Here is an 18346-nt window from a genome sequence, read left to right as displayed (position 1 = left end):
CGCTGGCGGCCCTCGTTGGACCGTGAGCCGCGTTTCCTTGAGGGCGTTGGTGGTCGGGGGGCTTTTCAGTCGGTGGGATTCGACGGCAAGCACGAGTTGCTGCTCGCGCTGTCCGAGGACGCGATGGGCAGGACGGCCGAACGGGCTGCGTGCGCTCGCCGCCGAGCAGACGGCGCCGTTCGATCAACTCGGGTCCGTTGTGCGGGAGTTGTTCGATAGGTGCCGTCCGGGCGGGGTCGGGTACCAGGGGCCGTTGCTGTCCGGGCAGCCGCATGAGGTGCGGGAGGCGTCCGCTCCGTTGCTGGCGTTGTTCACCGAGCTGATGGCGGAGTGGGAGCGGGCGGGGCTGCTGCGGCCGGGGTTCGGCGCGCGCCGGGCCGCCGCGCTGACCGTCCGGACGGTGATGTTCAACGCGCGGACCAGCGACCCGGACGAGGAGCATCCGCTCACCGCCGACGAGGTCTGGGACTTCTGCGCGCACGGTCTCACCGGCGAGTAGGCGCCGGGTCCCGGTCAGGTGGCCTCCGGTTCGGGGCAGACGGTGGCCGGGCGGGATGTCGCGGCGGGGGCGGGCGGCTCGCCGTTGGTGAGGTTGCGGACCTCCGGGGCCAGCAGCGCCGCTCCGGTGGCGAGGACGACCAGGAGGGCGCAGCCGGCGAGGGCGTCGTCGAGGCCGACGGCGGCGGCGGCCGGTCCGGCGAGCAGCAGGCCCAGCGGCGCGAAGGCGAGCGAGCCGAACCAGTCGTAGGAGCTGACCCGGGAGAGGGCTTCCTCGGGTATCTCCCGTTGCATGGTGGTGGACCACAGAACGCCGTAGACGTCCCCGGCGACCCCGGCGCAGAACATCGCGACGACGATCAGCCAGACCGGGGCCGACCCGGCGAGCAGGGCGATGGGGGCGGCGGCCGGGAAGGTGGCGAGCACGGCCACCAGGATGGGGCGGCGCACCCGCACGCGCGCGACGAGCCCGGCGCCGGCGACGGTGCCGACGGCCTGCGCGGCCACGATCGCCGACCAGGCCTCGGCGCCGCCCAACTCCCGGTGCGCGACGAGGGGTCCGAGCACGCCGATGTTCGCGTTCACGGCGGCGACGACGATCGCGTACTGGGCGACGACCGCCCACAGCCAGCGCCGGGAGGAGAACTCCCGCCAGCCCTCCTTGAGGTCGGCCCAGCCGGTGGACGCCTTCGCCGGGCGCGCGCGGGTCGGCAGCCGGGAGAGGAGGAGCGCGCTCACGACGAACGACAGCGCGTTCAGCGCCAGCGCCCAACCCGCCCCGATCCAGGCGACGGTGACGCCGGACAGCGCGAGGCCGAGGAGCAGCGAGGAGTTGGTGCCCATCCGCAGCAGCCCGTTGGCGCGCTGCAACCGGTCGCCCGGCACGAGGAGCGGAACCAGACCGTCCATCGCGGGCATGAACAGCGCGGTCGCCGCCCCGGCCACGAACGCCAGCGCGCACAGCGGGAGCAGGGGCGCGTGACCGGTGAACACCAGGACGGCGAGGCCCGCATAGGCGGCGGCGCCCAGGAGGTCCGACACCACCATGAGGCCGGCCCGGGACACCCGGTCCGCTATGACTCCCCCGACGAGGATGAACACCAGCTGCGGCAGCGACTGGCAGGCCAGGACGAGGGAGAGGCGGCCGGGTCCCGCGCCGGGCAGCGCGAGCACGGCGAAGGCGAGTGCGATCCGGGCGAACCCGCTGCCCAGGAGGGAGATGGTGCGCGCCGAGGCCAGCAGGAGAAAGGGTCTGTCGCGCCAGAGGTCGCCGGGGTTCGAGGAGAGGGTCACGGCGCCGCACTCTAGGGCGCCGCACCGGAATATGCCCGGTGGATGTCCAAGTCCGTCTTGTAGTCGACGCGTTGCGGCCGCCGGGGGCATCGGTCCGGTCCTGGACTGGACGGCGCGTGGGTCCTCCTGCGGGGTGGCGCGGGAGCGGCGCGGGAGGGTGTTCCGGCCTACGCGGGGCCGGAACAACCGTCCACAAAAGCCCCAGGAGCGCCGGTCGAGGACGCATCCCATGAAGACGGTCATGTGGACCACAGATCCATCAGCTCGGATGATTCGGCTTTATCACGATGTCTTCTGGAGAAATATGCTTTGAGGGATTGAGAAGAGCGGGAACAAGCGAATCATTCAAGCCACACTCTGGACGAGGGGGGCCGCCGATCGGGCCGTGGATAGCGTCCGGATAGCGACGTGTGCTGGCCCGTTCGATGCCCGCGTCCCGCTTCTGGACAATCCTTCGCGATCACCGTCCGAAAGCCGACGGTGCCCGCCGCCTCCGGTCAGGACCCGTTCACCCGCGCAACCTCACATTGTCCGGACAATGAGCATTGGCACTGGTCAACCGCCATGCAGTGGATCATTTGCTGGATAAAGCTGAATTATGGTCAGCAAGGAGAATCCGGGATGGAGAGTCGCATGAATCTCAAACCGCCCAACCCGGGGGATAAGTTGATCTTCGGTAACTCGACCTCGACGGGACCGGACACCGGCCGGCCCGCTCGGGCTTCGGGCTCGAAATACATCGTTTCCCATCGGCACCCCTTCTCTCCCTTTGCCATTTCGTTGACATCACCGGGACGGATCACTCAGACTCAAATCCGGTAGCCCGGATTCCGGGTTATGCGAAGCCCGGGAGTGAACACGGGAGTGAACGCCGAAGTGAACGTGGAAAGTGAACGCAGGCGACCGTGATGCTCAGCGACGTTCGGGCAATCCTCCATTCATCGGGAATTCACCGCATGGCGAAGTGGAACAGGAGGTGAAGAAGTGTGACGACGTGGATGTGGTGTGACCGCCACATTGACGAGTGTTCAGTGGCCCGATTCGCGAACGACACGCGCTTTACTCGCGGGGCCGAAGGAGAACCACGGTGAGTACACACGTCACCTCGCCCACCGGACCGCCGGCCCTCGTGGCTCCGAGAACCGTGCGATCCACCGTCCTGCCCGTCATCCAGCAGCAGGTCTCCGCGCTGGAGCCGACCCTGTCCCGGGTCTGCCGCTACCACCTGGGTTTCATCGACGAGCACGGTGACCCCAGCACCGGCGGCGTCGGCAAGCTGACCCGCGCCAGCCTCATGATGGCCGTGGCGGACGGCGTCGGTCTGCGGCCGCAGGACGTGCAGGCGCAGGCCGCGGCGGTGGAGCTGCTGCACAACGCGACCCTGCTCCACGACGACATCGCCGACGGCGACGACCTGCGGCGCGGCCGCCCGGCCGCGTGGAAGGTATTCGGCACGGGACTGGCCATTCACGCCGGGAACGCGCTCCAGGCACTCGGGGTGCGCATCGTCGCGGACGACGCCGCCCCGGGCCACACGGAGATCGCCCGCTCGTTCGCCGAGGCCCTCGGTCTGGTCCACGCGGGGCAGGCGCGCGAACTCACGCTCCGGCCGGGTTCGGACGACAGTCTCGCGGTGTACGAACAGATGGTGCTGGAGAAAGCCTCAGCGCTCCTTGAGTGGTCCCTGAGAACTCCGGCCATGCGGGCTGGTAAAACGGAGAACGTGCTGGCCGCGCTGCGCGACGCGGCCCGGCACTTGGGCATCGCTTTGCAGATCTCCAATGACGTCGAGGACATCTGGGGCGATCCCGCAGCGACCGGAAAACCCATCCGGGGAGACATCAGGCGGCGCAATCCGACCTTCCCCGTACTGGCCGCCATGGTCGCCGGAAACCCGGCCGGCGAAAAACTGGGCCAGCAATGGCATATCGACAGCACCACCGACGCACACCTTCAGACATTGGCCGACCTCACCGAAGAAGCCGGTGGCCGTAGCTCGGCCGAGCAGCTGTCCCGCAGCAATCTGGAAACGGCTGTGGAGCATCTCGAACGAGCAGGCCTCTCCCCCACTGCGACCGTCGAACTGGCCACTCTGTTCGACCGCATAGCCAATCGCACGGCATGACCTTCGCCGCCCGTCAGGGGCGCCATGTGAATCGGAGTACCACATCATGACCACTGTCCACGAAAACTCGGCTCCCCCGGTCGTCCGCTCCGAATTCGAGCGTCGGGCCCAGGCCCATTACGAGACCAAGACGCAGGACCCGATCAACCTGCTGCTGGGCGAGGAGGACGGGCTCTACCACCACCACTACGCCGTCGGTGGATTCGACAAATCCGTCCTTGAGGTGCCCGCCGCCGAGCGCGACGCGGCCATCCTCACGGAAATGGGCCGGATGGAGAACGAGCAGGTCGAGCTGATCCTGCACGGGCTGGCCCCGCTCTCCGCCGACGCCCGGGTCCTGGACGGCGGTTCGGGTCGCGGCGGCACGTCCTTCCTCGTCAACCGGCGCTTCGGGTGCGAGGTGGTCGGGGCCAACTTCTGCGCCCACCACATCGAGTTCGCGGAGCGTCTCGCCAAGGAGAAGCACGGCGTCGACGACAAGGTCACCTTCAAGTTCGCCAACATGTGCGACACCGGGCTGCCGGCCGGATCGTTCGACGCGGTCTACACCAACGAGACCACCATGTACGTCGATCCCGCGGACGCCTTCGCGGAGTTCGCCCGGCTGCTGCGTCCTGGCGGCCGCTATGTCTGCGTCACCTGGTGCGCCAACGACGCCGTGTCGACCGACAGCAAGTCCGTGAAGCAGATCGACGAGCACTACGACTGCCACATCAACGACCGCAGCGCCTACTTCAAGGCGCTCATCGACAACCACCTGATCCCCTCGCAGGTCTGGGACCTGACCCCGGAGGCCGTCCCCTATTGGGAGCTGCGTTCGCACTCCGGTCTCGCCACCGGCGTGGAGCAGCCGTTCCTCGACGCGCACCGGAGCAACGAGCTGAACTACATCGTCATCGTCGCCGACTACACGCCGCCGGCGTAGTCCGGCCGCCCGGGCCGAGAACCGCCCCACCCACCGGGCCGGGCCGGAGCGACCCTCACCGCGCCCACGGCGGGTGCCCTTGAGAACGAACCGGTTCTCAGGTGGTGCCCGCCGTGGGGGCGGCCGCCCGGTTCCACGCGCCGTCGGCCCCGAAGCAGGTCGTCACGAGTCATCACGATGTGGAGAGGTTGTCCGTGAATACCCCAGCTCAACTGCCCTTCGAGCAGACGCATCCGCTGCGGGTCGCGCCCCGGCTGCGCGCGCTCCAGTCCCAGGGCTCGATCCATCGGGTGCGGACCGTCGAGGGCGACGAGGCCTGGCTGGTCACCGGCCATGCCCGGGTACGGCAGTTGCTGGACGACGACCGGCTCAGCCGTTCTCCCGTCGACTCGCGGGCCGCCCGGGACAGCGGGTCGGCGTTCCTCGCCAACCTGCTGGGCGACTTCGCAGACGACCACGCCCGGATGCGTACGGTGCTGGAACCGCCGTTCGCCCCCGAGCGGATGCGGGCGCTGCGTCCCCATGTCGAGGCGCTCACCGACGAGTTGCTGGACGAGCTGGCCGGGCGGACGGGGCCGGTGGATCTGCGCCTCGCGCTGGCGCTGCCGCTGCCGATCCTGGTGATGTGCGAGTGGCTCGGCGTGCCGCACGAGGACAAGGACAAGTTCAGCACCTGGACCCAGGACGCCGCCAGCGTGCAGGACCCGGAGCGGTCCCAGCAGGGTCTTGGCCAACTGTTCGGCTACTGCCAGACGTTGGTGGCGCGGAAGCGGGAGAACCCCGCCGACGACGTCATCTCCCGGCTGTGCGTGGCCGAGGGGCTCAGCGACAGGGAAGTCATCGGTCTGACCGCGCTGTTGCTCTTCGGTGGGTACGAGACCACGGTGGCCCGGATCGGCACGGGCGCGCTGCTGCTGATGACCGACCCCGAGCAGCGTCAGAAGCTGCGGGCCGATCCGAGCCTGATCCCGGGCGCGGTGGAGGAGATCCTGCGGCTGTCGATGCCGAACCCGCACAACGGCGGCATGCCTCGCTATGCGCGGACGGATCTGGAGATCGACGGAACGACCGTCCGGGCCGGTGAGTTGCTGCTGCTGAACATCATCGCGGCCAACCATGACGGCACGGTCTTCGACGACCCCGGCCGCGTCGACATCACGCGTCACACCGAGGGGAGTCTCACCTTCGGGTTCGGGATGCATGCCTGCGTCGGTGCGCCGTTGGCCCGGATGCAGTTGCAGGTGGCGCTCGGGCGGCTCGTCGAGCGGTTCCCGACCATGCGGCCGGCCGTCGAGGTGGAGGAACTGCGGTTGCGCCACGACACGTTGACCGGTGGGCTGGTCGACCTTCCGGTGACATGGTGAGCGGCACCACGGCGGCAGCGGGCCGCACGAAGGCTCCGAAGCTGGCGGAGCGGCTGGTCGGGAAGTGCCCGGAGCCGGTCCGTACCTATCTCGTCCTGATGCGTCTGCACAAGCCCACGGGTGTCGTGCTCTATCTCCTTCCCGGGCTGTGGAGCGTCTCCCTCGCCTCCGACCGGCGGCCGGAGCTGCTGACGGTGGTCTGGCTGGCCCTCGCGGCCGTGCTGGTGCGCGGGGCGAGTTGCGCGGTCAACGACGTCGTCGACAAGGACATCGACGCCCGGGTGGCCCGCACGGCGTCGCGGCCGGTCGCGTCGGGGAAGGTGAGCGTCACCAAGGCGCTGCTGTTCTTCGTCGTGCAGGCGGCGGTTTCCCTGTTGATCCTGATGAGGGTGAACGGGGCGACGGCGCTGGTGGTCGCGGCCTCTTATCCGTTGCTGGTCGCGTATCCGTATATGAAGCGGGCTTTTCCGTGGCCCTCGTCCTGGCTGGCGTTGGTGATCAACGCCTATGTGCTGGCCGGGTGGTCGGCGGTGACCGGGAGCCTCGATTATCCGCTCGCGGTGTTCGGCCTGTACGCGTGCGGTTTCTTCTGGACCCTGTTTCACGACACGGTCTATTCCCATCAGGACAAGGAGTACGACCGGAGTATCGGTGTCACGTCCTCCGCCCTGATGTTCGGCGAGTCCAGCAAGTTGTGGCTGTCCGTCTTCATCGCGTTGAGCGTCACCGGCGCGTTGTGGGCCGGGGTCGAGATGGGTACCGGCTGGGCCTTCCATGTGCTGGTCCTGGCCGCGGGGGCGCTGCTGTCGTACCAGGTCGTCCGGGTGGATCTGGACGATCCGGCATCCTGCTGGGACACCTTCGTCACCAATCGCTATTACGGCTGGATCATTCTCGCGGCGACGGTCGCCGGACAGTTCACCTGACGGACCCGCACACCCACGACATCGCACACCCACGACATGACATATCCAGCCCTCGCATGTACACGGAATCGCATACCCGAGTAATTCGACCGCGACGCCCAGGCCTCGGTGGGTGACCGGGTCGAGGACCGCCGGTTCTGATCGGGCCTGAGACCGAAGGACGGAATACGCATGACGGATTCGATGTGGCAGGGCGACGGCGTCGACCTGGACGCCTACCTGTCCCGTGTGGGGCATCCGGCCGACGTCGCTCCGGATCTCGCCACCCTGCGGAGCCTGCACGCCGCGCATGTCGGGGCGATCGCGTTCGAGAACATCGACGCGGTGCTCGGGCGGCCGGTGCCGCTGGACCTGGCCGCCGTCCAGGACAAGATCCTGCGGCGCGGCCGGGGCGGCTGGTGCATGGAGCAGGTCGTGCTGGTGGCGGCCGTGCTGGACCGGATCGGGTTCACGTTCACGGCGCTCGCGGCCAGGTCCCGGGTCCGCACCGGACACACCACGGGGCCGGCCGTCCATGTCGCCCTCTGTGTCGAACTGGACGGCGAACGCTGGCTCTTCGACATCAGCTTCGGCGCCTACGGGCTGCACGAGCCGATCCGCATCGCCGATTCCGCGCGGCTGGACGGCGACTGGCCGTTCGACATGGTGCGGGAACCGCACGGTGAATACGTCCTGCGCTCCATACGCCCCCAGGGTCCGGTGGACCTCTACGGATTCACCACGGACGTGCGCTATCCCTCGGACTTCGAGCTGCTCAACCACTTCTGCCTGAGCCACCCCCGCTCGCCGTTCAACCACCGGCTGGTTCTCCAGCGCACCCAGCCCGATGTGCGGCATGTGCTGATCGGCAACGCCCTGACGGAAATGCGCGTGGGCGAGCCGCCGACACAGCGCGAACTCGACGAGAACGAGACGCTCTCCGCCCCCGAGAAAATCTTCGGAATCACCATGGAACCGGACGATGTCCAGGCCCTGAAGGCCACATCAGGGACGCCAGGGACAGGTCTCTGACCTGAACCGAGAATGCGCCCGGCCGGCCCATGGCCCGTAGGCGAGATCATAAGGATCACTATGGAAGAGATGCCCGGTCATCCGGAATTCGGAGCGTTCTTCGTGGCGGAACGGCTGCGGTCGCTCCCGGAACACGATCCGAATGACGCCGTGGAGAACGCCATCATCAGCAGGCTCGCCGGAAACTGGGACCGGCGCGCCACGGTCAGGCGGCAGGACACGCTGGACGAGGTGTTCGAGCGTGACCGGCCGGATTTCCCGGTGGCCCTGCTGCCGTTCCGGAATCACCCCACCTATCTCGGTCTCGACGACGCGGTCAAGTCCCGGATTCTCGCCTGGGGTTGGGTGGCGTTCAACAAGAACATCATGGATATCGAGCAGTTCGTGGTCAATCCGGGTTTCAGCCTGATCACGGGCGGCGCTTTCGCCACCGGGATGGACGATTCCCTGGCCCTCGCGGTGACACAGGCCATGGTCGATGAGCAGTACCACACGCTGATGCACCTCAACGCCAGTTCCGTGACGCGTCGGCAGCGCGGCTGGCGTATGCCTGATGCCGCCCTTCCGCTCGGGTTCAAGACCCGTCGGCACGCCCACCGGATCGCCGCCGCCGAGAGCCGTGAGCACCAGGCCCTGGTCTCGCTCGCCTTCACCACGGTCGCGGAGATCTCGATCAACGCCCACCTGGACCTCATCGCCGAGGACCAGGAGATCCAGCCCATCAACCGTCTGACGGCCGTGCTGCACAACCGTGACGAGTACTGCCACGCCTCGATCGCGAGCACCGTCGCCCAGGAGGCGTGGAAGCGTTTCTCCGGCGAGCAACGGGACTGTTTCCTGCGGGAGTTGGCCGACGGCATGGAGGCGTTCGCCGCCCATGACCTCACGACCTGGGCGCGGATTCTGGATCTCCTCGACGTGGAGGGGGGCGGACAGATGCTCAAAGACATCGAGAGCGCCTCCGGCCGGGGCCGGCTCCTTCAGGACTTCAGCGGACTGCGGCAACTGTGCCGAGAGCTGGACGTCCTCGACGCCGTCCCCTTCGACTGGTCGACGGTGACGACCGACACCCCCTGATCCCCCGCCGCCCCCGCCGCCCCCGCCGCCCAAGTCCCCCATGCCATCAGGCTTTTCAGTGGACCGGGCCGTGCTCGCCGAAGCTCAGAGAAACGCACCCTCTCCTCTATCACTCTTTGGCTCTCCCGCCTCCGACACCCCTTGGTGCTGACCCATGCGCGTCCTGCTCATCGACAATTACGATTCCTACACCTACAACCTGTACCAGCTCCTGGCCAAGGTGTACGGCATCGCGCCCGTCGTCGTACGGAACGACGCTGCCGCCTGGGACCACATCGATCTGAACGGCTTCGATGCCGCGGTCATCTCACCGGGCCCGGGACATCCGGGCGTCCCGCGTGACTTCGGCCGCTCCCGTGACGTCCTGGAGAACACCGGGCTCCCGGTCCTGGGCGTGTGCCTCGGGCACCAGGGCATGGGGCTGCTCGCCGCCGCGCAGATCGTCCCCGCGCCGCAGCCCCGGCACGGGTTCCTGTCCACGATCCGGCACAGCGGGGACGGCCTCTTCGCCGGAATCCCGCAGGAGTTCACCGCCGTGCGCTACCACTCCCTGAGCGTCGCCGAACCCGTGCCGGACCACCTGGAGATCACCGCGCGGGCCGAGGACGGCGTGGTCATGGGCCTCGCCCACCGGGACCGGCCGTGGTGGGGGGTGCAGTTCCACCCCGAGTCCATCTGCACGGAGCACGGGGCCGAGCTGGTCGCCAACTTCCGTGAGCTGGCGCTCGGTTCGGGCGTGCGTGCGGGCGCCACCGGCAGCGGTACCGGTGAACGCCGGGCCGCCGCCGACGCCGTTGAGGCGACCGGGTCCCTCGCTCCGGTGGCTCCAGGTGCGGGGCCTGTGCGGCTCCGGGCGCAGGTCCGTGTCCTGGAGCGGGCCGTCGACACCGAGGCCGCGTACCAGGCGTTGTTCGGGGCCGGTGCGCGCTCCTTCTGGCTGGACAGTTCCCATGTCGAGCCGGGTCTCGCACGGTTCTCGTTCCTCGGTTCGGCGGAGGCGCCCGGCGCCGAGACGCTCACCTACCGGGTAAAGGACGCGCACGTCGTCGTGGAACCCACGGGAGGTGTGCCGCGGCTGGAGAGCGGCACCATCTTCGACGCCCTCGACCGCCGCACCGGCCGCGAGGTGACCGGCGCCGAGGGGCTGCCGTTCGACTTTCTGGGCGGCTATGTCGGCTACTTCGGCTACGAGTTGAAGGCCGATCTCGGCGGGCAGCAGGCCCACCGGTCACCGACGCCGGACGCCGTGTGGCTCCAGGCCGACCGGTTCCTCGCCGTGGACCACGCCGAGAACCGCACCTATGTCGTCGCCGTGTGCGAGCCGCAGGACCTGGACGCGGCCCAGAAGTGGATCGACACGGTGGTGCCGGTGCTGGCCGAACTGCCCTCCGCGCAGGCCGAGACGGCTCCCCCGCCGCGCGCCGAGAGCCACGACGCGTCGACGCGGCTGGTCCGCTCCCGCGACCAGTACCTGGCCGACATCGGCAGCTGCGACCGGCGGCTGCGGGAGGGCGCGAGTTACGAGATATGCCTCACCAATCAACTCCGACTGCCCGCGCCGGCCAACGAGTTCGCCTACTACCAACGCCTGCGCCGCCTCAACCCCGCCCCCTACTCCGCGTTCCTGCGCCTCGGCGAGGTCACCGTCCTCAGCTCCTCACCCGAGCGGTTCCTCAAGGTGGACGCCGCCCGCACGGTCGAGGCCAAGCCGATCAAGGGAACGGCGCCCCGCCACCCCGACCCGCGCACCGACGACGAGCGGCGGCGCTCGTTGCAGATCGACCCCAAGACACGCGCCGAGAACCTCATGATCGTGGACCTGCTCCGCAACGACCTCGGACGGATCTGCGAGATCGACAGCGTCACGGTCCCGGCGCTGATGGTGACGGAGTCGTACGCCACCGTGCACCAGTTGGTCTCCACGATCACCGGGACCCTGCGCGCGGGCACGTCCGCCGTGAACGCGGTCCGGGCCTGTTTCCCCGGCGGCTCCATGACGGGGGCGCCGAAGCTGCGCACCATGGAGATCATCGACTCGCTGGAGAGCGAGGCCCGCGGGGTGTACTCGGGCGCTCTCGGCTTCGTCGGCTACACCGGGACCGCCGACCTCAGCATCACCATCCGCACCGCCGTCAGCCATGACGGTGAACTGAGCATCGGTGCGGGCGGCGCGATCGTCCTGGACTCCGACCCCGTCGCGGAGTACGAGGAGATGCTCCTCAAGGCCGAGGCGACCCTCCGGGCCCTGCCGAAGGCGAGGGTCCCGGGCTCGTAGCCGCCCCGGGCCCGGCAGGCGTCCCGTGCGTCACCGCGGGCACCTGACGGTGTCCGCCCCCACCCCAGCCACGCAGTCACCACGGTCCTTGCGACTCCTGATGCTCATGCCTGCGGCGGAAGGATCATCCCCCCATGCCCTCCTTGCACCCCGTCCCGCTCGACGGCGCCCACCTGCCGACGCTCACCGCACCGGCCGGCCTTGGCGCCCTGCCCGCCGGTCAACTCCCGTACCTGGCAAAGGAGATCCGCGCGTTCCTGATCGAGAAGGTCTGCGCGACCGGCGGCCATCTCGGGCCCAACCTGGGCGTGGTGGAACTGACCATCGCGCTGCACCGCGTCTTCGACTCGCCCCGCGACCCGATCCTCTTCGACACCGGGCATCAGGCCTACGTCCACAAGATCCTGACCGGCCGCGCCGCTGACTTCGACCGGCTGCGGCAGGCCGGGGGACTGTCCGGCTATCCCTCCCGCGCGGAGTCGGAGCACGACTGGAGCGAGAGTTCCCACGCCTCCGCGTCCCTGTCCTACGCCGACGGCCTGGCCAAGGCCCTGGACCTGCACGGACACCGGGACCGTTCGGTGGTCGCCGTCATCGGCGACGGCGCCCTGACCGGCGGGATGGCCTGGGAGGCGCTCAACAACATCGGGAGCGCCGAACGTCCGGTCGTCATCGTCCTCAACGACAACGGCCGCTCCTACGCCCCCACCACCGGCGCCCTCGCCGACCAGCTGCGGGCCCTGAAACAGCCCGGCGCCCCGGCCCCGACCGGGGCGAACCTGTTCACGCAGCTCGGCTTCAGCTACCTCGGCCCCGTCGACGGCCATGACCTCGGGGCCCTCCAGGACGTCCTGGCGCAGGCCCGCGACCTGCGGCGCCCGGTGCTCGTGCACGCGGTGACCGTCAAGGGCCGGGGGTTCGGCCCCGCCGAGGACGACGAGGCGGACTGTCTGCACGCCGTGGGCACCGTGGACGCGGTCACCGGCAGGGCCGCCCCGGGGCCGCCGTCCGCAGGACCGCCCGCCGTCTCCTGGACCGGCGTGTTCGGCGAGGCCCTGCTCGAACTGGCCGGTGAGCGCGAGGATTTGGTGGCGATCACCGCGTCCATGCTCCGGCCCACCGGGCTGTATCCGATGGCGATGAAGTACCCCGAGCGGGTCTTCGACGTCGGGATCGCCGAGCAGCACGCCGTCACCTCGGCGGCCGGTCTCGCCCTGGGTGGCTTCCACCCCGTCGTCGCCCTCTACTCCACCTTCCTCACCCGGGCCGCGGACCAGGTCCTCATGGACGTCGCCCTGCACCGGCTGCCGGTCACCTTCGTCCTGGACCGGGCCGGCGTCACCGGACCCGACGGCGCCTCGCACCACGGCATGTGGGACGCCTCCCTGCTCGGCATCGTGCCGGGGCTGCGCCTCGCGATGCCCCGCGACAGCGGCCAACTCCGGTCGCTGCTGCGGGAAGCCACCGCGCACGAGGGCCCCACCGCGCTCCGCTTCCCCAAGGGCACCGCGGGACCGGGACTCCAGGCCGTACGCCGGGCCGGGAGCGTGGACGTCCTGTCGGAGTCGGGCGTCCGGGACGTGCTGCTGGTCTCCTACGGCCCGCTGGCCCCCGCCTGTCTGCGGGCCGCCGCCCACCTCACCGAGCGGGGCGTCGGGGTGAACGTCGTCGACCCGCGCTGGGCGCTCCCGGTCGCGCCCGAGCTGCCCGACCTGGCCGCCCGGCACCGGCTGGTCGTCACCGTGGAGGACAACTCCCGCACCGGCGGCGTCGGCAGCGCCCTCGCCCAGACCCTGCGCGACCATGCGATCGCCACCCCCGTCCACACGCTGGGGCTGCCCCGCGCCTTCCTCCCGCACGGACCCCGCGACCAGCTCCTGGCCGACGCCGGTCTGACGGCCACGCGGATCGCCGAGGCGACCCTGCGCGCACTGGCCGGACAACCCCTCCAGCACCCCGCCCCCACCCCTACGTCGAGGACGACATGACCCCTGCGCACCCGGCACCCGGACCGCCCGTCCGCCCCCGACGCGTTCTGCTCGCCTCTCCGCGCGGCTGGTGCGCGGGCGTGGACCGCGCCGTGCTCGCCGTCGAGAAGGCCCTGGAGCAGTACGGGCCGCCCATCTACGTCCGCCACGAGATCGTGCACAACAAACACGTCGTGCAGACCCTGCGGGACAAGGGCGCCATCTTCGTCGAACGCACCGACGAGGTGCCCGAGGGAGCCATCGTCCTGCTGTCCGCCCACGGCGTCGCCCCGACGGTCCACGCCGAGGCCGCCGCGCGCGACCTCGCGACCATCGACGCGACCTGTCCGCTGGTGACCAAGGTCCACCGGGAGGCCCTCCGGTACGCGCGGGAGGACTACGACATCCTCCTGATCGGCCACGAAGGGCACGAGGAGGTCATCGGCACCAGCGGTGAGGCCCCCGACCACATCACCGTCGTCGACGGCCCCGCCGACGTCGCGGACGTCTCGGTGCGCGACGAGTCGAAGGTCGTGTGGCTCTCCCAGACCACCCTGTCCGTCGACGAGACCATGGAGACCGTGGACGCCCTCAAGTCCCGCTTCCCCGACCTGACGTCACCGCCGAGCGACGACATCTGCTATGCCACGCAGAACCGTCAGGTCGCGGTGAAGAGGCTCGCCGAGGAGGCCGATCTCGTCATCGTCGTCGGCTCCAGGAACTCCTCCAACTCGGTCCGCATGGTGGAGGTCGCCCTCGACGCCGGGGCGCCCGCCGCCCATCTGGTCGACTTCGCGCACGAGATCGACGAGGCCTGGCTGGAGGGCGTCGAAACGGTGGGCCTGACCTCCGGCGCCTCCGCACCCGACGTCCTGGTCGACGGTGTCCTGGCCTGGCTCGCCGAGCGCGGCTACGCCGACGTCGAGACCGTGACGACCGCCGACGAGTCCATCACCTTCGCCCTCCCCCACGAGCTACGTCGCGATCTGCGCCGGGGCGACACCTGAGAAAACCCAGGTGCGGCCGGTTCCGGCGGGCTGCGATCATGCCGGAATGTCCCAGGTTCTCGCAGAGTTGGTCGTCCGACACACCCGCCGTATCCCCCTCCCGGCAGGCAACGCCGGTCAAGGGAGCGTCGTGGCACGGCAGTTCGACGCCGCACTGATGTCGGCGGGGTTCAAGCTCTCGGCCGAGCTGCTGGAGCATCTGTCGGGTCTCTCCGAGGGCGCGGTCCTGCACACGGCGGTCCGAACGCTGCGCACGGTACGGGAGTTGGTCGGCGACCACGTCCGGCACAACGTCTACTTCATCGACTTCCCGGCGAACGTGCCGGACACCCTCGACTTCTGGCGGGACTGCATCGCCGAGGCGCTCGCCGACGACCGCACCCGTGACCGCACCCTCGCGCAGCTGAGCACCGGCGTGGTGGACCTGCTGACGCTCCCCTCGTACGGCAGGTACCGGCACGGGTACGCCGAACTGCTCGCCGCCCACGACGAGTTGATCCCGGCGGTGGGCGACCGGGTGACCGTGCTGCACCTCGGTGGCGCGGTCGAGGACGAGGTCCGCGCGCTGTATCTGGCGCTCGCCGGGAGCCCATCGCCGCTGGGCGATGCCGTGCTCCTCGATCTCAAGGTGCTCGCCGCGCACTGTGTGGACGGGCCGCAGCCGGACCAGATCCCGGTGCGGGAGAACCGGGCGATCGTGAACGAGGCGCGGCTGACGGCCGGGGCCCCGCTGCTCCTGGACACCGTGACCGATGTGCTGCGGCTGGCCTGCGCGATCTCCGGCGGTGACGTGTCCCTCCAGCAGCCCACCCGGTTCGGGGCGGTGCCGCGCCCGGTGCGGCGGGCGCTGCTCGGGGGCCTCGACGCGGTGGTGGCAGCGGCACCGGCCAAGCTCGCCGATGTGCACGCGCACCGCGAGATGTGGAAGCGGCTCGGCGAGCGGCTGCACCCGCACGAGTACCCGCGCTGGCCGCACGCGGCCGACGTGTTCGCCGTCGCCCGGGGGGAGTTGACGGCGCGGACGTTCGAGAGCCAGGTCGAGGAACTCCTCGTCGGCGGCGATGTCGGCGGCGCCGCACGGCTGTTGACGTCCGCGCCGGGGCGGCTGTTCAGGGCGTTGGACCGGCTGCTGCGGACGGCCGCCACGCAGGAGGAGCGGGACGCGGTCGTGGCCGCCGCCGAGGAGGTCGCGCCGCGGGTCGCCGGGCGGGTCGTGCTGGCGGTGCGCGAGCATCTGCACAACCGTCCCGAACTCGGCGGCGGGCAGCGGGTGTTCGTCAACCGGATGGGCCGCGCGCAGATCGTCGAGGACGAACGGCGGCCCGTGCCGGGGCCGGTTCGCGAGCGGCTGATCGCCGCCCTCGACGCCGAGATCGCTCGTCGACTCCCCTCCCCCGCACGGCTGTTGGTCGATCCGGACATCCTGGACGTGGCGCTGCCGCTGAGCGGGAAGGCGACGGCGGCCGGGCTCGGTGTGCTGCCCCGGGGTTCGGTGACGCCGGTGGACGGCGAGTTGCTGCGGTTCTTCGTGTACTGGAAGGAGGCGGAGCGCACGACGGACTTCGACCTGTCGGCGCTGCTGCTCAACTCCCGTTACGAGACGGTCTCCTGGCTCTCCTACACCGCGCTCAGAGCGCTCGGCGGTGAGCACTCCGGTGACATCACCAGCGCTCCCGAGGGTGCGTCGGAGTTCATCAACCTGCGTCTGGGCGCCACCCGGGGCACGTTCGTCGTGCCGCAGGTCAACGTCTACGCGGGTGAGGGCTTCGAGGAGGTCGAGGAGTCCTTCTTCGGGTTCATGCTGCGCGACGGTGAGCAGCGGGGGCGGCCGTTCGAGCCGCGCACGGTACGGATGAAGTCGGACCTGCGCGGCCCTGGCCGGGTCGCGCTGCCGCTGGCGTTCCGGCGCGGGCCGGACGGGACGTGGACGGCGACGTGGCTGCACGTGTATCTGCGGGGCGCCCCGCACGCCAACCGGGTGGAGTCGAACCAGGTCACGGTGGCGCAGCTGCTGCGGCCCGTCGTCGAGCGCGAGTACCTCACCGTGCGCCACCTTCTCGACCTGATGGCGGCGGACGGTGCGCAGGTGACGTGCCAGGACGGCGGGGCGCTGCCGGAGGGTCCCGTGACCTATGTGGGCCTTCAGCGTCCGGACGGGCTGCACCCGGACTCCGTGGTCATCACCCCGGAAAATCTACGGGACTTGATCCCGGCCTGACTGTTAGGGTTGCCGCAGGCGAGGCCATGAAGGGGCTTCCTTCTCACCTTCTTCCTATGAATTCAGCTCCTTCGCTTTCCTCGCCGCTCCCGTCCGTGACAGGGGGTGCCTCCGGGCACCCCCTGTCGCGTGTGTCCGTCGGAGTCTCATCGGGCGAGCACCGCACCGGCCCGGCTCACGCCCAGGCGGTCGTCGCCACGAAGGAGCTGTCCTGGCGGAAGACGTCCGTGCCGTCCGGGACATCCACCCGGAGCTGGTAGTTATAGTGCCGCAGATAGCGCCCGGGGTAGTTGTACGACTCGAAGCGGACCGAGCCGCCGGTGGCGCCGGTGCGGGCGACGAACGTGGCGTCCCTCGCGAACGTCGCCGTCTTGTCGTCGGCGTCGAAACGGCCCCGGAAGTCCCAGTGGCGCAGGTAGTTGCCGGCCGCGTCGACGAACGAGTGGGCGTTGGCGTCGGCGAGCCCCGCGACGACCGTGAAGGTGGCCGCCTGCTTCTCCGCGGTGCTGCTGGAGGCGCTCACCACGGGGAGGTTGAGCAGGGCGGACTGCTCCTGCCAGTAGCGCGTCGCGTAGTTGGCGGACTGGAGCGACCGCTTGGCGTTCCTGGTGAGGCTCGGGCCGCCGGACACCGTCTCCTTGAGGACCGTGAAGTGCCGTGCCGTGCCGGAGATGCCGGGCAGGGCCTGCGGGGCGCTCCAGGTGGCGAACGTGTCGTAGCTGTCGCTGTAGTAGTAGGTGCCGTCGCCGTAGCCGTCGAAGAAGATCCGCCGGGCGCCGTTGTCGAGCTGGATCACCGACGGGCCCTCGCGGTAGCTGCCCCAGCCGGCCCAGTCGCCGGTCCTGGAGAGGGTGTAGGGGCCGGTGAGTCTGCTCGCGGTGGCGTACTCGATGTACTTGGTCGTCTCGTTCTTGGTGAACGCGTGGTAGGTCGAGCCGACCTTCACGAGGCAGGTGTCGATGTGGTTCGCGCCGATGCCGGACAGGGCGAGGGGTGAACTCCAGCTGGTGAGCGCGGAGTTGGTGGCCCTCAGCAGATACGGGGTGAAGATCCACTCGTCGCTGGTGACCGAGCAGGACACGATGACGTTGACGCTGCCGTCGGAGTCGACGAACCACTCGGGCGCCCAGGCCCGGGAGAGGTTGCCGATCGGCACCGGATAGTCGTACAGCCAGGTCCAGTTGGTCCGGTCGGCGCTGCGGGCGAAGCCGATGGTGGTGCTGACGTCCTGCCAGGTGTGCGTGGTGTAGGTGACGTAGTAGTAGCCGTCGGTGTGCCTGAAGACGCTGGCGTCGCGGATTCTGTTGCCGGGCGGTGTGTACGCGGAGGACTTCAGCAGGCGGAAGTCGGTGGCGTCGTCGGACTGGTAGACGTTCACCGTGCCGTCGTCGCTGTTGAGGAACGGCACGATGGTGTACCGGGTGGCCGAGCCGGCGGGGGGCGGGGCGGCGAGGGCGGTGCCGAGCAGTCCGGGCAGTTCGCCCAGGACGAGCGCCGAGGCGGGCAGCGCGGCCAGTGCGCGCAGCAGGACCCGGCGGGTGGGGGAGGTGGGGCGGGACGAAGTCACGGGCGGTTCTCCTTTGAACGCGTGCGACTCAACTCGCTTGGTGCTGTGGGGAGCTGTGGAACCTTTCGAGGTGCGGGTACGGGTCATCGGGCG

13 protein-coding genes are annotated in these 18346 nt (G+C 69.8%); 11 read left to right on the top strand and 2 right to left on the bottom strand.

All coding sequences use genetic code 11. From position 1 onward, the window contains the following. Positions 1-253 precede the first annotated feature (253 nt). Positions 254-499, top strand: a complete 246-nt coding sequence (locus ACIQOU_RS10805) for a hypothetical protein (RefSeq protein ID WP_401535930.1) — start codon at positions 254-256, stop codon at positions 497-499. A gap of 14 nt (positions 500-513) precedes the next feature. Here the strand turns inward: ACIQOU_RS10805 and ACIQOU_RS10800 are convergent, their stop codons facing one another. After that, a complete protein-coding gene (locus ACIQOU_RS10800) occupies positions 514-1791 on the bottom strand; it encodes an MFS transporter (protein WP_401535929.1) in 1278 nt (425 codons plus the stop codon). A 1087-nt stretch (positions 1792-2878) separates the two neighbouring features. Here ACIQOU_RS10800 and ACIQOU_RS10795 point away from each other — a divergent pair. The 10 genes from ACIQOU_RS10795 (at position 2879) to ACIQOU_RS10750 (ending at position 16686) form a co-directional block, all read left to right on the top strand. After that, on the top strand, positions 2879-3916 hold the full coding sequence (locus ACIQOU_RS10795; protein WP_401535928.1) for a polyprenyl synthetase family protein: 1038 nt from the start codon (positions 2879-2881) through the stop codon (positions 3914-3916). Between the two features lie 46 nt (positions 3917-3962). After that, positions 3963-4841: an SAM-dependent methyltransferase gene (locus ACIQOU_RS10790; RefSeq protein ID WP_401535927.1), complete on the top strand. Its 879-nt coding sequence runs from the start codon at positions 3963-3965 to the stop codon at positions 4839-4841. A 194-nt stretch (positions 4842-5035) separates the two neighbouring features. Beyond that, a complete protein-coding gene (locus ACIQOU_RS10785; RefSeq protein ID WP_401535926.1) occupies positions 5036-6205 on the top strand; it encodes a cytochrome P450 in 1170 nt (389 codons plus the stop codon). Beyond that, positions 6199-7131, top strand: a complete 933-nt coding sequence (locus tag ACIQOU_RS10780) for a 4-hydroxybenzoate octaprenyltransferase (protein ID WP_401535924.1) — start codon at positions 6199-6201, stop codon at positions 7129-7131. Before ACIQOU_RS10785 ends, ACIQOU_RS10780 begins: the two co-directional genes overlap by 7 nt. A 171-nt stretch (positions 7132-7302) precedes the next feature. Then, positions 7303-8142 (top strand): arylamine N-acetyltransferase, encoded by an 840-nt coding sequence (locus tag ACIQOU_RS10775; protein ID WP_401535923.1) that lies wholly within the window; start codon positions 7303-7305, stop codon positions 8140-8142. A gap of 69 nt (positions 8143-8211) precedes the next feature. After that, a complete protein-coding gene (locus ACIQOU_RS10770) occupies positions 8212-9219 on the top strand; it encodes a diiron oxygenase (RefSeq protein WP_401535922.1) in 1008 nt (335 codons plus the stop codon). 154 nt (positions 9220-9373) lie between these two features. After that, positions 9374-11494: an aminodeoxychorismate synthase component I gene (gene pabB, locus ACIQOU_RS10765; protein WP_401535921.1), complete on the top strand. Its 2121-nt coding sequence runs from the start codon at positions 9374-9376 to the stop codon at positions 11492-11494. Positions 11495-11628: 134 nt separating this feature from the next. Further along, positions 11629-13482, top strand: a complete 1854-nt coding sequence (locus tag ACIQOU_RS10760; protein WP_401535920.1) for a 1-deoxy-D-xylulose-5-phosphate synthase — start codon at positions 11629-11631, stop codon at positions 13480-13482. Next, positions 13479-14468: a 4-hydroxy-3-methylbut-2-enyl diphosphate reductase gene (locus ACIQOU_RS10755; protein WP_401535919.1), complete on the top strand. Its 990-nt coding sequence runs from the start codon at positions 13479-13481 to the stop codon at positions 14466-14468. The genes ACIQOU_RS10760 and ACIQOU_RS10755 overlap by 4 nt, the downstream gene beginning before the upstream one ends. A gap of 46 nt (positions 14469-14514) precedes the next feature. Beyond that, a complete protein-coding gene (locus tag ACIQOU_RS10750) occupies positions 14515-16686 on the top strand; it encodes a hypothetical protein (RefSeq protein ID WP_401535918.1) in 2172 nt (723 codons plus the stop codon). A gap of 175 nt (positions 16687-16861) precedes the next feature. On the opposite strand, the gene ACIQOU_RS10745 is transcribed toward ACIQOU_RS10750, so the two are convergent. Then, complete coding sequence (locus tag ACIQOU_RS10745) at positions 16862-18253, bottom strand: AbfB domain-containing protein (protein WP_401535917.1); 1392 nt, start codon at positions 18251-18253, stop codon at positions 16862-16864. Between the last annotated feature and the right edge of the window lie 93 nt (positions 18254-18346).

It is taken from the genome of Streptomyces sp. NPDC091279 (genome assembly GCF_044757465.1).
Classification (GTDB): Bacteria; Actinomycetota; Actinomycetes; order Streptomycetales; family Streptomycetaceae; genus Streptomyces.
Note: the sequence above shows the minus strand (reverse complement) of the source record. Positions and strands in the feature narration are given on the sequence as shown.